Source organism: Paraburkholderia sp. GAS348 (assembly GCF_050434205.1).
In the GTDB taxonomy this organism is placed as follows: Bacteria; Pseudomonadota; Gammaproteobacteria; order Burkholderiales; family Burkholderiaceae; genus Paraburkholderia.
In genome coordinates, this window is sequence record NZ_JBNPVT010000001.1 from 377,972 (window position 1) to 392,838 (window position 14,867).

Here is a 14,867-nt window from a genome sequence, read left to right on the forward strand (position 1 = left end):
GATGAGCATGCAAAGAATCGTTTTTCTCGACCGCGCCACGCTTGCGCCGCAGATTGTGTTGCGCGAGCCGCGCTTCGATCATCAACTGACCGAGCACGATCGCACGACACCGGATCAATTGCTGAAGCGGCTGGACGGCGCATCGATCGCGATCACTAACAAGGTGCCGTTGACGAAAGAAGTATTGGCGCAACTGCCCGACCTGAAACTCGTCGCGGTCGCTGCCACCGGCACCGATTGCGTCGACAAGGCGGCCTGCCAGCAGCTCGGCATCGCGGTGTGCAATATTCGCGGCTATGCGATCAACACCGTGCCCGAGCATACCTTTGCACTGATCCTCGCGCTGCGACGCAATCTGATCGCTTACCGCGACGACGTGCTCGCCGGCGAGTGGCAGAAGTCGGGGCAATTCTGCTTTTTCACGCATGCGATTCACGATCTGGCCGGCGCGCGCCTTGGCATCATCGGCGAAGGAGTGCTTGGGCAACGCGTTGCGGAAATCGGCAAAGCCTTCGGCATGCTGCCGATGTTCGCCGCTCACAAGGGGAGGGAGGGTCTCGGCCCGCTTTACACGCCGTGGGACGAGGTGCTCGCCACCAGCGATATCATCACCGTGCACAGTCCGCTCACACCGAATACGCGGAACATGCTGGCCATGCCCGAGTTCCAGGCAATGAAGCGCAAGCCTTTGATCATCAACACGGCGCGCGGCGGCCTGGTCGACGAAGACGCATTGGTGCAGGCGCTTGACGAAGGTTTGATCAGCGGTGCGGGTTTCGATGTGACCGCGAGCGAACCGCCCTCTGAGGACAATCCGCTGATGCGTGCGGCCGGCCGCCCGAACGTCATTCTGACGCCGCATGTCGCATGGGCGTCGGACGAGGCACAACAGCGTCTTGCCGATCAATTGATGGACAACATCGAGAACTTCGTCGACGGCGCACCGACCAACCTGGTGCGAGGGGCGTATTGATCGGCGGGGGACGCTGCGTCACACTGTAGTCCCCTATGGCCGCGGGCGCACAAAATGCCCGCGGTTTTGGCACTATTTCGCGTGGACCTCGCGTCCGTTCAGCACAGATTGTTTTTTCGCATTAGCATACGAAGTGTCCCGTGCCGTTCGGTCGAGTGGATCACCGGACCATTGCCGCTGGACCATCAACGTGTGCGGGTCACGCGAATCATCCCCACATCAACCCATCGCCGGCTCACGCTGGGAACCTGCTGTCCGACGTGTTTTTCGAACGGGCGGCCGTCATCAATCCAATCGCATTGATTGAACGAATCGTTGGTTAATATGAGGAATGTACGTACATCATTGATCGTCGGAGTGCTTCTCGTCGAGTTGGTGTTCGGCGCTTTCTTATTGTTACAAAAAAGCCAGCGCTCGACGGCCGACACCGACACCGACGTCGCGACAAATAGCTCAGCGGAATTGGCCGCGACTTCCTCCCAATTGGCTGACACTCATGTGACCGCGGGAAGCGTGGTCGTTGCAGCGCCTCTCTCCGGCAACACAGTAACTGACCCTAAACAGCCTGCGAGCCAGTCTGCGAACGGGACAGTGGTGACGGAAGCCAGCTTGCCGGTTAGCAGTGCCGTGCAAGCGCCGCGACTGGACACGCATACGCGCGAACCGGTCGTGGTTCATGCCGTCGTCGTGCCGAAGGCCGACCCGGTGCCGCGAACCGATAGCAGGCGTGACAGTCTGCACCGTCATGGTTCGAATCCGGCCGCGTCCGCGATCACGGATGAGCTGGTCAAAGAGTCGGCTAAACTCGATCCGGCCCTGCCGCCGCCGGCCCTGCCTAGTCGTAACGACCCGTATCGTCCCGGCTCGAACCCGGTTGCGGCTGCCATGACCGATCAGCTAGTGAGAGAGTCCGCGAAACTCGATCCGGCCCTTCCGCCGCCGAACTAGCCCGACCTGAAGTAAGCGCGCGACGCGAAGAAACGCGGGCGGCTATCTGCGTGTGCGGACGGTTGGCAGCTCGTTCGCGCAGCTATTGCTCCCTTGCTACACGGGAAATTCGATCCCGCACTACGCCAATCGCCTGCTTGAGTGCATAAACGTCATGGAAATAACGCTGCGGCATCTTAATCTGGTTGGCATGCGCATCGATGTGCTCGATCTCATCCCGCCATTGCGCAATCTGGTCCAGCGTTGGATGGCTGTTCTTCCATATTTCATCTTCGAGCGCTTTGATCTCGCGATACCAGACAATCAGGCGTTTCTTTATGCGTGCCTCCGCCATGCGCGGCAACGCCTGCAGCAGGCCCAGCAATACAGCCATGAAGGGGAGCAGGATCAATAGACGTCGTTCGATAAAGCTGGCCAGCCAGAACGGCAGGTAGCGCTGCAGGAAGGGGCGCCCCGTTTTGAAGTAACGCTCGCTCTCTTCGGAAACAGGAAATTCCTCGGTGTTCAGATTGGGAAACACGCCGAGCGGCGTGAAGTAATCTTCGCCGCCGTGGACGGTTTTAGCCGCGTCCAACAACAGGTAGGCGAGCGCGGGATGCAGCGTGTCCTTGGAGACGAGCAAAGCCGTGGCGGCGAGCAGCGTGACGTCGGCTTGCGGCAGATCGTTGACGATGCTGGTCGCGGCGCGCGGAAAGACAACCTTGGATAGCGACGGGAATTTCTGCACCAGTGCATCGGCCTGCGCAAAACTCATCAGCTTGAGATCGCTGTTCAAGAGGGTTGTCTGCATGGGCGCATCGGGCCTGCCGATAAAGAAAGCCGCATCCAGTTGACCGTTTTCGAGGGCTTGATAGGCTTTGGCTGCGTCCATTTCGAGCAGCGTTGTATTGTCCCGCGTGATGCCGCTGTACCTGAGCAATACCTGGGAGACGTTCAGCAGACCACTGCCAGGCACACCGATTGAAACCCTCTTGCCGCGCAGTTGTGCCAGCCGGTTGATGGTGGACTCGCCACGGTAGAACACCCAGATCGGTTCATAGGAGACGGCGGCGATGGTCTGCAGGTGGTCGGTTTCTTTGGGGCTGGTGGTGCCGGACTGGATAAAGCCCACCTCATATTCGCTGTCAGGATCCTTCAACCGCTCATAGTTTTCGCTCGAACCCGAGGAACTGCGGATATCGAGCTTAATGCCATCGCGTTTCAGGATGGGCGCATAGCGATCTGCAAAGCCGCGATAGATCCCGTTGTCTGCTCCGGTTGTAATGACGATCGTATGGCGGAAGGCGGGTTCGAGTATGACCGAGAGTCCCCAACCTAGTGCGGCCGTCACCAGGATCACGCCGGCGACGAGCAGCCGCCGGCGACCTGGTGTCATGGGAATTTTTTCATTGCGATGAAGCGCTGGGTGGTGCCTGGGCATTGTTCGCCTCTCTCGTTCGGCGCTGCTCGCCAGGTCTCTGCCGCGCGCGGGTGGTGTCCAACAGACAGCATGGATAATGCAGCGCCTTGAACGCCTTGTCCACATCCGCACTCAAGGTGGCGATCGTCGCGATGCGTGATAAATCAGTGCTGCAAGGACTGTTGCGCGCCGTCCGGCACGAACACATAACCATGCATGATCTGGTCTCTTTAACGGAGCAGCCAGCGGGAATCCGTCGCCGAATGTTGATTTTTTTGTTTTGGCGGAGCGCATGGTTTGCGCGGCATCACGCGACCTGTGCAGCAACGGTATTTAGCCTTTACGACTTGCCTGATACAGCCGATACTCGGGCGGTTTTCGCATTCGCGAAGACCACCAGGTCGAAACCGGGATCGAGCCTGGACGATATGCAAAACGAATTGTTTTTGTCTGCGCGTGCAGACCGGTGTGCCGCTTCAGACAGTACTTCGCCGCCATTGGGATGTTGACGGCTCTATTCCAACAGAAAAAAGGCTATTCATGAAAACGACACTGATCGCCACCTGCGTTACAGGCATAGTCCTCGCAGCCGTTGGCACTACTCAGGCGCAAACCGCCGCGGCGCCGTCAGCGGGAGCGGCGGTTCCCGTTACCGTCGACAATTTTGTTCGCGCGGAATCAGACATGTATGTCGTTGCGTTGGCAAAGCAAGGGGGGCTGGGGAAACTGCTCCATCGCCGGGAGCCGGCATCGATCGACCATCAAACCGTCATCCGGCTGAATCGCGACACGCTCTATTCATCGGGTGTCTTCGACCTCGACGCCGGGCCTGTCACGATCAGCATGCCTGATCCGGGAAAGCGTTTCATGGCGATGCAGGTCATTAACGAGGACCACTACGTACCGAACGTATTCTACGGCGGGGGTACGCATACCTTGACGCGAGAGAATGTCGGTACGCGTTACGTGGTCGTCGCGATACGAACGCTGGTCGACCCGAATAGCCCGGACGACATCAAGCAGGTCCACAGCCTGCAGGACGAGATCACCGTCAGCCAGAAGGCACCCGGCACGCTCGACATGCCCAACTGGGATGCAGTGAGCCAGAAGAAGGATCGCGATGCGCTCCTGGTTCTCGGTTCCACGATTCCGGATTTCAAGCATGCGTTCGGCACCAAAGAGGAGGTCGACCCGGTACGGCGCCTGGTCGGCGCCGCGGCAGCGTGGGGCGGCAATCCTGACAAGGACGCAACCTACCTCAATTTCACGCCGGCGAAGAACGACGGAAAGACCGTCTATCGGCTCTCGGTCAAGGACGTCCCCGTGGATGCGTTCTGGTCAGTGAGCGTCTACAACGCCCAAGGGTATTTTGAGAAGAACCCGTCAAACGCGTACTCGATCAATAACCTCACCGCGAAGAAGGGAGGTGACGGCTCAATTACCATGCAGTTTGGCGGTTGCGATGGACAGGTGCCCAATTGCCTGCCTGTTGTTGCTGGCTGGAACTATACCGTGCGGCTGTACCGCCCGCGCGCCGAAATTCTCAGCGGCGCCTGGACTTTTCCGGCGCCTGAGCCAGTCAACTGAGCTGACGTTTTCTATCCCGCTCGCCGCCGGCATTCGTCGACATGCGATCGGCGATCCCCGGCGCGACGGTTCTGGATCAGGATCAACCGTTACATGCTGGCGTTTTCGACGACGCGGCCTTCTGCACGCCAGCGAAGCATGCCGCCGGCAAGGTTGGCAACCCGCTCGAATCCGGCCTGTCGCAGCATGATCGTGGCTTGTGCCGACCGTCCGCCGGCCCGGCAGACCGTCACGATCGGGCGTTCCTTCGTGAGCTCGGCGGCGCGCCCGGCCAGCTCACCCAATGAAATGAGCGTGGCTGAGGGGATACGCCCCAGCGGTCCGTCGAACTCGTCGGGCTCGCGCACGTCGACGATCTCGACGGCACGCAGATTTTCCTCGAGCCACTGGGCATTGATTTCCCAGATGCCCGCAAAGCTGCATGTCAGTGGCGCCCAATCGGGCTCCGTCATCTGCGCGGGGTAGCTCGCCGCCAGGCCGCATTTCAGGTTCGCGGGCACCGCTACGTCGATCTGCTTTGGATGCGGCAGGTGCAGGTTCTTCATGTATCCGGCGAAATCGTCTTCACACAGTTCACCGCCAAGGCGTGGATTGAAGCGCCGCTCCTCGCCCACGCTCGTGACCGTCAAGCCGCGATAGTCGTGGGCCGGATAAAGCAGGCACGCGGCGGGCAGCGTAAAAATGTGGTTGTGGACCGCCCGAAACATGGCGTGCGCGTCACCGCGCTGGAAGTCCGTGCGGCCCGTACCTCTGATCAACAGGCAATCGCCGGTAAACGCCATGGTCTCGTTGTCGAGTACGAGCGTGATGCATCCATCGGTATGACCCGGTGTCGCACGTACTACCAGGTACCTCGCGCCGAACTCGACCTTGTCTCCATGGCTCAGATAGCGGTCCGCGCCTTCGGCGCCGCTCGCAGCCGATATCGCAATCCGGCTGCCTGTGCGGCGATTCAGCATCCATGCGCCGGTCACGTGATCGGCGTGGACGTGGGTGTCGATCGTGTAAAGCAGGTGAAATCCAAGTTCTTCGATCAGGGCAGCATCCCGGCGCACCTGTTCAAATACCGGGTCGATCAGCACAGCCTCTCGCGTAGTGCTATCGGCGAGAAGATACGTGTAGGTTGACGATTGCTGATCGAATAGCTGCCTGAAGGTCAACACGATTTCGCTCCGCGGGCCGCTTTTTGCAAGCGCTTTACTTTGGTTGCGCAACGTACCGCAGGTAAGGCTTCACGGTTTTGAAACCCTGCGGATATTTTTGCATCGCGGCATCGTTGGAAACGGATGTTGGAATGATCACGTCTTCACCTGGTTTCCAGTTCACCGGCGTGGCCACCGTGTGCTTCGCGTTGAGCTGCAGCGCATCGAGCAGCCGCAGCACTTCGTCGAAATTGCGGCCTGCACTCATCGGATAGACGAGCGTGGCTTTGACCTTCTTGTCCGGCCCGATGAGAAATACCGAGCGTACGGTCGCGTTGTCTGCCGCGGTGCGTGGGCCGCTGCCGCTCGCCTCGGGATGAATCATGTCATAGAGCTTCGCGACCGTCAGGTCCTCGTCGCCGATCAGCGGGTAGCCGACCTCGTGGCCCTGCGTCTCCGCGATATCCTTGACCCACTCCTTGTGGTCGCTGACGGGATCGATGCTGAGCCCGATAATTTTTGTGTTGCGCTTATCGAATTCTGGCTTGAGGCCCGCCAGGTATCCGAGTTCCGTGGTGCAAACGGGGGTGAAATCCTTCGGATGCGAAAACAGGACCACCCAGTGGTCGCCGATCCACTCGTGAAAACGGATCGTTCCTTCGGTGGTTTCGGCGGTGAAATCGGGAGCGTCTTCTCCTAGTCGAATCGACATCATCAGTCTCCATAGGGCGGGTGCACCTGGATACCAGTGCCGCGGGCGGAGTGCCGTCCCCGGGGCTGTCTGGGTGTTTAGTCAGGCGATTGGTCTGACTTGAGATCACCCGCCGGCTGGTTGCACCGTTTCGCGCTGGCGGGCCATCTGCGGGCGCGCAGCGGATTCAGAGGCTCTCCCCAATAGTCGTGATGCGGGAAAGAGATCGGGACGCGCTGCAGGTCGCCCATATAGGGTAGAACAAAAAAGACTATCGCTGTAGGCCGGAGGTAGGGCGCTCTTGTGATGACAAGTTGTGGTTCCCGGCACTGCGTCGGGGTGACTATACTCAAAGAGGCCGCCTCTGGTTCAGGTTCACCCGGGTCAGGTGAGAGAGGCGCCGGGCAGGATTTCAGCGCGAACCGGCCGAGTCGCGGGGGAGACAGGTATGTTCAAGCATCTGCTGGTGCCGACCGACGGCTCGGCGCTTTCTGAGGCCGCCATTCAGATGACGGTAACGCTCGCCGTGGAGAACGGAGCCAAAGTCACGGGACTCCATGTCATCCCGGAGTTTCATATCCTCGCCTATGGCACGGAGATGATCGCGGACAACGAGGACCGAATCATCGAGGCCGCGCGAAAGCGTGCGGATGACTACCTCGCGGTTATCAAAAGGGCCGCTGCGCAAGCCGGTGTCGAGTGCAATACGGTTGCCGTGAATCGCGCCCATCCTTATGAAGCGATTATCAGCGTTGCGGCACAACAGGACTGTGATCTCATTGTTATGGCGTCCCACGGTCGAAGCGGCATGCGGGCGTTTTTGCTCGGCAGCGAGACCCAGAAGGTTCTGACGCACAGTCAGATCCCGATCCTCGTCGTCCGGCAGTCGACGCCAGCGGGTTCTAGAACCGCTCCACCCTGAACGGCCGCGTGTCCACGAGCGTTTCCTCGCCGGTCATCATCTCGGCGATCAGCCGGCCCGTGACGGGGCCTAACGTCAGCCCGTGGTGTGCATGGCCGAACGCGAACCACAAGTCTTTGTGATTTCGCGCGGGTCCGATGATCGGCATCATGTCGGAGGTGCAGGGACGCCGTCCCATCCAGGCTTCGTTGTCGAGACGCTCGCCCAATGGAAACAGCGTGCGCGCAATCGGCTCGACCGCGGCGAGTTGCGTGGGCGTCCTGGGCGCATCGCAGTGCGCGATTTCCGCCCCCGTGGTCAGGCGGATGCCCTTTGCCATGGGCGCCAGCAGGTAGCCGTTCTCGACGTCCAGAACCGGATGATTCAGACAGGCGGCGGCCTGCGGCGCATAGTGCATGTGGTACCCGCGTTTGACGGCGAGCGGCAAGCGGTAGCCGAGTCGCGTACTCACGCGATCCGACCACGGCCCCAATGCGACGACCGCCGATGGAGCGCTGATCGTTCCGGCTTGTGTGTCGACCGCCCAACCCTCACGAAACGAGTCCGCATCGCCGATGAAGAACCGTCCACCCAGCGCTTCGAAATACTTCGCGTAGGCGGTGACAAGCGCGTTGGGATCGTTCACGGAATAGGATGCCGTATAGCGCAAGCCGCCTAACAAGGCCTTGTCGAGATCGGGTTCTTTCTGTTGCAGGTGGGCTGCATCCAGCGATTCGAATTCGACGCCATATTCCCGATGCCACTGTTCAGCGTGCTGGATTTCCGCGTCCCGTACTTCTTCGGTGCGAAACACCTTTATCCAGCCGGTTGGGCGCAATAACGCGCTCGCGCCGGCCTCGGCCGCCAGCGCGCGGTGCTCGTCCACGCAATGCTCGATCAGAGTCGAGTACGACCTGGCGATGGCGGCGTGCCTTGCCGGGTGAGAATTGCGCCAGTATTGCCACAGGAAGGGGGCCGTCTTGAGGATGGCATCGGCATGGTAGCGAACGTCCGGCGACTGGTTGCGCGCGTACCGAAGCAAGGTGCCGAGGTCACGTGGAAACGCATAGGGATACACACCTTCGCGCTGGATCAGCCCGGCGTTACCGAACGAAGTTTCGTTGCCAGGCTGCTTGCGGTCGACCAGTGCGACCTGACGGCCACGTTTCTGAAGATGCACCGCCACGCTTACGCCGACAATGCCCGCGCCGAGCACGACGGCATCGAATTTCATTGTTGTCATCAACTCACCTGTTGCCGGTTACGCGACATCTTCACGTAACGATGACGGGTTGGCAAGCTGACGCCCGCATTCGAAGCATGCGCCTACCTACGTCACATGCTTCAAGAAGTCCCTCAAGCGTTGCTTAGTCGGGTTGTCGATCAGCATCGCCAGTTCGCTCTCCTTCGCAATTCTCCTGTTGGTCATAAACAGCAAGCGTGTCCCCACCCGCCTCGCTTATTCGCTCGCAGACTCGACGGGAAGCTCGGCGCCTCGCTCGGGCCGGCGGACGGCTCGCACCTTCCCGCTGTTTCCGCCGCCGCAGAAGAACTGATCGCCGCCATCGGCTTCCAGCCCTGATACGACTAAGCCGGGCGGCATTTCGAGGCTTTCCAGCACTTCTCCCGTACCAGGATCGACTCGCCGCAACTCGCTCGCGTCATCTTCCCAGGTGCCGTGCCAGAGTTCTCCGTTGCTCCAGGTGACGCCGGTGACGAAGCGGTTGGACTCGATGGTGCGAAGAATCGCCCCTGTTTCGGGATCGACCTGATGAATCTTCCGGTCGCTATAGCGCCCCACCCAGAGCGTCCCTTCGGCCCACGCAAGCCCCGAGTTACCCCCACCGCCGGGCGCCGGAATCGTACCCAGCACACGGCCGGTATCCGGATCGATCTTCTGGATGCGATCATCGGCGATCTGAAACAGATGCTGGCCGTCAAAGGCCGTTCCTGCTCGCGCGACGACGTCGATCGAGCGCACCGTTTCTCCGCTTGCCGGATCGAAGGCTGTCAGCTTGTCTCCGGTAGCAATCCACACGCGCTGACCGTCATACGTGACCCCACCCACGTTGTCGACGCCCGGAAAGGGTCCATATTCACGCACGATTTTGGCGGCTGATCGATTCATGGTTTCCATCCTAATCACTCGGTAGGGGGGCGGGGAGTAACAAAGTCGTCGTGAATCCGGGCATGGGCGGCGTCATCCAGCGTCGCGCCCGTCCGCGGCCGAACGATTGCACCTTGCCGGCTGCGGCTAGCGAGTCGAGTGCCCGCTGCATGGTGCGCTGGCTGGCGTCCAGCGCAATCGCGAGCGCCGAGCTCGACCACGACTCGCCGTCGGCGAGGAAGGCGAGCACCGTTGCATGCGGCTCTTCGACCGGCCGCGCGAGCACGACGACCTCGTGCGCGCCATGCGGCACCAGCGCAAAGCCCCGCTTCGTCGCGCTCACGCCTGCCAGCGTCCCAAGCAACGCGCGAAGCCGCCCGACTTCGACGCGCAGCCGCGCGCGATGCGATTCATCGGCGTGCTTCGTCCGGAATGCTCGCGCGATGAGTGCGTCCCTCGACACATCTTCGGGCCACGCTTCGGCTAGTGCGCGTGCGAGCGTGAACAACACCGGGCGCCTGGCGAGTGGAACCACGATGTTTGCTTCACGTACGACATAACGGCAAGCGTCCACAACGAGCGCCTTCGACGCCAGTAACGCCTCGACCTCCTCGAGCAGGAGGGGCCGCTCCTCGCCATGCGCGAGCAAGCGCGCCGCTGGCGTGTTCAGCAGAAGGAGTGCGCTTTCGACCTCTGCGATCAGCGACGGGATACCTGCATGGCGCGCGGCGCGCTCGGCCCTCGCGAGCGCAGCGCGCGCTATCTTCGTCTGGAGGCGGCGCATCGCGATCCCCGCGACGACCAGCTCGTGGGCGGCTCGCGGCGCGGGTGGGAAGGGTGCGGGATCGAGTCGGGCGAGCAGGCGCTCGGCTTCGTCGAGGCGCCCGATCAATAGCAGGCGCCGCACTTCGAGATACCGCGCATGCGCGGCGTTCAGCCTGTCACCGTGGGCTTCGAGCGTCGCCCGCGCGGCGTCGAGCGCCTTTGCGGGCCAGCCCAGATCGCGCGAGGCGAGCGCGATTTCGGCTTCGGCGACCACACATCTCGCGCGGGCCACCGGCTCCTTAGGACCGAAGGCGCGCGCCGCACTTCGCACGAGCGCTTTCGCTCGAACGAGATCGCCGAGCTGCGCCATCGCAATGCCTCGCAGCGCGAGGGCGGGCGCGTCGTCGCGCAAGGCGACCCGGTTCAGTGCGCCGAGCGGATCACCCGCCGCCAGCGCCCGTGCCGCGGCCGTTACAAGCGAGTCCATGGTCTATTCGAATCCCGCCACACTTGTCACTCCCACCGTTCGGGTGCCTGTGACTAATCTAGCACGACCACCAACCAGTACGTCGTATCGACAACTGAACGAACGACGAAGGACGCCCAAGGAGGCAAGCATGACCACGACACATACGACCGCGACACGTGAAGAGTGGCTGGCGGCGCGGCTCGAACTGCTCAAGACGGAGAAGGCGCTCACGCAGCAGAGCGACGCGGTGGCGCAGCAGCGGCAGGCACTGCCCTGGGTGCGAATCGATAAGACGTACCGATTCGAAACCGATGCGGGAAGTGCCTCGCTGGCCGACCTCTTCAAAGGACGCTCGCAACTCCTCGTGTACCACTTCATGTTCGGGCCCGACTACAAGGCGGGGTGCCCGTCGTGCTCGTCGATTGCGGATGGGTTCGACGGCACCGTAGTTCATCTGGCGAATCATGACGTCACGCTGACGGCGGTGTCGCGGGCGCCGTTCGAGAAGCTGCAGACGTACCAGCGCCGGATGGGGTGGACGTTCCCTTGGGCGTCCTCGTACGGAAGCGACTTCAACTTCGACTTCAACATCGCGTTTACCGAGGCGCAGCAGCGTGAAGGGAGCATCGAATACAACTACGAGCGTGGCGGACACGCGATGGACGAAGCCCAGGTTCCGGAGCCGGTCGCGCAGTTCGCGGCCACCTGCGGAACCGACCCGGCGACGTACACGCGAGATAGACCGGGCTTGAGCGCGTTCGTACTCGAGGACGGCGTCGTCTATCACACGTATTCCACCTATGCGCGTGGGGTGGACGGCATCTGGGGCATGTATCAGTGGCTCGACCGCGCCCCGAAGGGCCGCAACGAGACGGGCGTCTGGTGGAAGCGTCACGACGAGTACGAGACGCGCTGAGCCAGGTGATGGAACACGTTAGCGCAACCGGGGGACGGGAAATGCCGGGACGTCCGATCAACATGCTGGTTTCGCAGCGGGCGTTCCTCAGCGTCTCGGCGCTGCTCTTCGCCGTCAGCGCGGCGGTGACGATCGTTAGCGCCGCGTCCATGTCGGCGATGGGCGAGATGCCGATGCCCGGCGGCTGGACGATGTCGACGGCATGGATGCGGATGTGCGGACAGACGTGGCCCGGCCTCGCGGCGTCGTTCCTCGGCATGTGGATCGTGATGATGGTCGCGATGATGCTGCCATCTCTGGTTCCCATGCTGTGGCGCTATCGCGTGGCCGTCGGCGGGACTGGCGAGACGCGCCTTGGCGGGCTGACGGTGCTAGTGGGCGTGGGGTACTTCCTAGTGTGGACCGCGTTCGGCATGGCCGTATTTCCGCTGGGCGTTGCGCTGGCGGCGCTCGAGATGGCGCTGCCGGCGCTGGCGCGCGCCGTTCCGCTCGCCGCAGGTGTCATTGTGTTGATGGCCGGGGCGCTGCAGTTCACGGAATGGAAGGCACGGCACCTTGCCTGCTGCCGCGAGGCGCCGGGGCGTTGCCTCATGTTGCCAGGGTTGCCCGCCGACGCTGCCACGGCATGGCGGCACGGCCTGCGCCTCGGCGCCCACTGCAGCTATTGCTGTGCCGGCCCGACCATGGTCCTTCTCGTCGTCGGCGCCATGGATTTGCGTGTGATGGCTGTAGTGACGGCGGCTATCACCGTCGAACGTCTTGCCCCACGTGGTGAACGGGCAGCGCGGGTGATTGGGGCCGGTATCGCCGGCGGAGGGGTGTTGCTGATCGCGCGCGCAGTGGGATTGGGATGAGGCCGCCGCCATCGCTAATCGCTCGTTTTCGCTGGACGGCTTTCGAGGTGGCAGCCGGGGCTTCAGTCGCTGTCTGCGACTTGACGAGCGGGTAGCGGTGAGAGCCGCACCCGCCCCATGGCGATGGCAGATCAGTCTGTCACACCGCCGTAATTGCGTTGTCCCCGCAGACGCAGGGCGATGCGGCCAAACGCGCGCCATTGCTGGGCGATCATACCGTCACCATAGGAGCGCCCTGCGCCGTGCGGTACGGGCAACTGGTCACGAATGCCGGTCGGCTCGACGGTAGGGTTCCACGACGCGGTCCTGAACATCATGTCCCACCACGGAAACAGCACGCCGAAGTTACAGCCGTAGCGTGTGCCTTCATGGCCGTAACCGACCGCGTGATGACGCCGATGAAAAATCGGGCTCACGATCACGCGTTCGAGCAGCCATCCATACAGCAAGCGCGCGTTCACGTGCTGCACGCTCTGCATGAAGTTGCCGACCGCGACCAGCACGACGAACTGCGTCGGCTGCACGCCGATGAACAGCGAAATTGCAGCGAAGAACGCGGCCTGAATGATGTCGTCGAGAAAGTGATTGCGGTCGTCGGCCCACAACGACATCTGCTGTTGGCTGTGGTGCACTGCGTGCAGTTCCCACCACACGCCGAAGCGGTGCTGCCAGCGGTGATACCAGTATCCGAAGAAATCGAGCACGATCAGATAGATGAGGAACGACACTACCGGTTGATCGGTGACCCCGGGCCACAGCCCGTCGATATCGATGTTCGGCACGTCGTAGATCGCCATCAGGCTCTGCCAGTGATCGAACAGCGGCTGCAGCATGAAGAAGAACGCGATATTGATGATGCCGAGCTTGGCGATCCACGTGTAGATCACATCGGCTCGCAGCGCTTTTCGATCGGACCACGCTTCGATGGGACGCAGCGCTTCCAGCGGCCGCAAGGCGATATAAGTGATCAGTATTTCCAGCACGCCGATGATCACCCAATAGAGCGCATCGTAGGTGTCCTCGTCGTATCCCATCAGGCCGAAGCGGTAGAAAAACGGCTGTACCACGTCGACGTACAGGAGTGTCTGTAACGCCGAGATGCCATTGTCGAGTTGCGCGACGATTTCGTGAATCATCGAAAACCTCTTGAAATTGCGGGTGCTGTTATCAAAACGAAAGTCTGGTCAGTCTGGATTGGGCGCATACACGGGTGCACGGTTGGCAAAATACAAACCGTGCGGTGAGCGTCCGACCGCGATTGTGTCGATAAGTTTATGGGTTGTCAGATCAATGATGCCGACATGCCGCGAAAAACGGAATGTGACCCACAGGTAGCGGTGATCCGCGGACAGTTCCATGTCGTCAGGGCCAGGCATGAGTCCGGTGATGTCGGCTGCCTGCGCCGGCATCGCCATGGTTAGCGTGCAGTAAGTTAGCGCGGCAAGTGCGCAGGCCTTTGTAATCGAAGCGATAGAAATTGGCATCTGAACGATAGACTGGCGGGAAAACAAATTGGGGGAACATCGTGGTGGCGGGCGCAGGCGGATTCAGCGTGCGTTGACCGCGCTCAAACCGTTGGCGGCTTAACGCGCCAGTTCGCTCTGCCGATGACACGCGACACTTTGTTATTTATATGAAGGGTTCGGCGATGGCTGGGGCCAGTAAGATACGGCTCGCCGAATTTTTCCGAATAGAAGGAGTGTTTTCAGTGATTCAACCGAGCAACGTGTTCAAGGATAACCTCGCCCAACTGCCTGCCATTGACGGTATCGCACGTATCGATCTGCTCGACGGCAAGGGCGCCGTGGTGGCAAGCATCGAGAACAAGCCGGGCAAGCAGGGCTCGCTGGCGGTGTACCACTATCTGCAGCAGACCTTTGGCACGCTGGACGCCAAGGCGGCCGAACACGGCCTTGCGGTGTTCGCCGAGCATACGGCCGACGCGCGCAACCGTCCGGGTGCACACCCGAACGTCGACCATCTGCTCGCGATTGCGGCCGGTGCGGAAGCGTTGCGCATCGACGTCGTCGCAGCCGGCTAGGCGCACCACTGTTGCGCGGCGCGGCGTGGATCGCGTGACACCGGGCCGCGCCATAACCCGTATCGATTCACGCT

General features: G+C 61.5%; 15 protein-coding genes and 1 pseudogene. 8 read left to right on the top strand and 8 right to left on the bottom strand.

Features of this window, described 5'->3' with window-relative positions; translation table 11 throughout:
- Positions 1–7 precede the first annotated feature (7 nt).
- Both P3T22_RS01790 and P3T22_RS01795 read left to right on the top strand, forming a co-directional pair.
- On the top strand, positions 8–973 hold the full coding sequence (locus P3T22_RS01790) for a D-2-hydroxyacid dehydrogenase (RefSeq protein ID WP_429324051.1): 966 nt from the start codon (positions 8–10) through the stop codon (positions 971–973).
- A gap of 345 nt (positions 974–1,318) precedes the next feature.
- Complete coding sequence (locus P3T22_RS01795; RefSeq protein WP_429324052.1) at positions 1,319–1,921, top strand: hypothetical protein; 603 nt, start codon at positions 1,319–1,321, stop codon at positions 1,919–1,921.
- 82 nt (positions 1,922–2,003) lie between these two features.
- On the opposite strand, the gene P3T22_RS01800 is transcribed toward P3T22_RS01795, so the two are convergent.
- The gene (locus tag P3T22_RS01800; RefSeq protein WP_429324053.1) at positions 2,004–3,296 is read right to left on the bottom strand and encodes a TAXI family TRAP transporter solute-binding subunit; all 1,293 of its coding nucleotides are present in this window, start codon (positions 3,294–3,296) and stop codon (positions 2,004–2,006) included.
- A gap of 131 nt (positions 3,297–3,427) precedes the next feature.
- Here P3T22_RS01800 and P3T22_RS01805 point away from each other — a divergent pair, with 131 nt between their 5' ends.
- A complete protein-coding gene (locus P3T22_RS01805; RefSeq protein ID WP_429324054.1) occupies positions 3,428–3,829 on the top strand; it encodes a hypothetical protein in 402 nt (133 codons plus the stop codon).
- A 31-nt stretch (positions 3,830–3,860) separates the two neighbouring features.
- Positions 3,861–4,907 carry a DUF1254 domain-containing protein gene (locus P3T22_RS01810; protein WP_063500361.1) on the top strand — a complete coding sequence of 349 codons (1,047 nt, stop codon included), beginning with the start codon at positions 3,861–3,863 and terminating at the stop codon, positions 4,905–4,907.
- An 89-nt stretch (positions 4,908–4,996) separates the two neighbouring features.
- On the opposite strand, the gene P3T22_RS01815 is transcribed toward P3T22_RS01810, so the two are convergent.
- A complete protein-coding gene (locus tag P3T22_RS01815) occupies positions 4,997–6,067 on the bottom strand; it encodes a rhodanese-like domain-containing protein (RefSeq protein WP_063500360.1) in 1,071 nt (356 codons plus the stop codon).
- A gap of 37 nt (positions 6,068–6,104) precedes the next feature.
- Positions 6,105–6,761: a peroxiredoxin gene (locus P3T22_RS01820; protein WP_063500893.1), complete on the bottom strand. Its 657-nt coding sequence runs from the start codon at positions 6,759–6,761 to the stop codon at positions 6,105–6,107.
- A 427-nt stretch (positions 6,762–7,188) separates the two neighbouring features.
- On the opposite strand from P3T22_RS01820, the gene P3T22_RS01825 reads away from it, so the two are divergent.
- Positions 7,189–7,662 (top strand): universal stress protein, encoded by a 474-nt coding sequence (locus tag P3T22_RS01825; protein WP_063500359.1) that lies wholly within the window; start codon positions 7,189–7,191, stop codon positions 7,660–7,662.
- Here P3T22_RS01825 and P3T22_RS01830 read toward each other — a convergent pair.
- From P3T22_RS01830 to P3T22_RS01840, 3 genes are all read right to left on the bottom strand, one after another.
- The gene (locus P3T22_RS01830; protein WP_063500358.1) at positions 7,643–8,875 is read right to left on the bottom strand and encodes an NAD(P)/FAD-dependent oxidoreductase; all 1,233 of its coding nucleotides are present in this window, start codon (positions 8,873–8,875) and stop codon (positions 7,643–7,645) included. The two genes, P3T22_RS01825 and P3T22_RS01830, sit on opposite strands and share 20 nt — an antisense overlap.
- Positions 8,876–9,100: 225 nt before the next feature.
- Positions 9,101–9,769: a DUF6923 family protein gene (locus P3T22_RS01835; protein WP_063500892.1), complete on the bottom strand. Its 669-nt coding sequence runs from the start codon at positions 9,767–9,769 to the stop codon at positions 9,101–9,103.
- 10 nt (positions 9,770–9,779) lie between these two features.
- Positions 9,780–11,000: a helix-turn-helix domain-containing protein gene (locus P3T22_RS01840; protein ID WP_429324055.1), complete on the bottom strand. Its 1,221-nt coding sequence runs from the start codon at positions 10,998–11,000 to the stop codon at positions 9,780–9,782.
- A 130-nt stretch (positions 11,001–11,130) separates the two neighbouring features.
- On the opposite strand from P3T22_RS01840, the gene P3T22_RS01845 reads away from it, so the two are divergent.
- Both P3T22_RS01845 and P3T22_RS01850 read left to right on the top strand, forming a co-directional pair.
- Complete coding sequence (locus P3T22_RS01845; protein WP_063500356.1) at positions 11,131–11,898, top strand: DUF899 domain-containing protein; 768 nt, start codon at positions 11,131–11,133, stop codon at positions 11,896–11,898.
- 8 nt (positions 11,899–11,906) lie between these two features.
- A complete protein-coding gene (locus P3T22_RS01850; protein ID WP_429324056.1) occupies positions 11,907–12,752 on the top strand; it encodes a DUF2182 domain-containing protein in 846 nt (281 codons plus the stop codon).
- A gap of 131 nt (positions 12,753–12,883) precedes the next feature.
- Here P3T22_RS01850 and P3T22_RS01855 read toward each other — a convergent pair whose 3' ends face one another.
- On the bottom strand, positions 12,884–13,888 hold the full coding sequence (locus tag P3T22_RS01855; protein ID WP_063500354.1) for a sterol desaturase family protein: 1,005 nt from the start codon (positions 13,886–13,888) through the stop codon (positions 12,884–12,886).
- A gap of 48 nt (positions 13,889–13,936) precedes the next feature.
- Positions 13,937–14,143 (bottom strand): annotated as a pseudogene (locus P3T22_RS01860) (YncE family protein); the annotation flags it as partial.
- A 317-nt stretch (positions 14,144–14,460) separates the two neighbouring features.
- Here P3T22_RS01860 and P3T22_RS01865 point away from each other — a divergent pair.
- The gene (locus tag P3T22_RS01865; protein ID WP_063500352.1) at positions 14,461–14,793 is read left to right on the top strand and encodes a DUF2322 family protein; all 333 of its coding nucleotides are present in this window, start codon (positions 14,461–14,463) and stop codon (positions 14,791–14,793) included.
- Positions 14,794–14,867 lie beyond the last annotated feature (74 nt).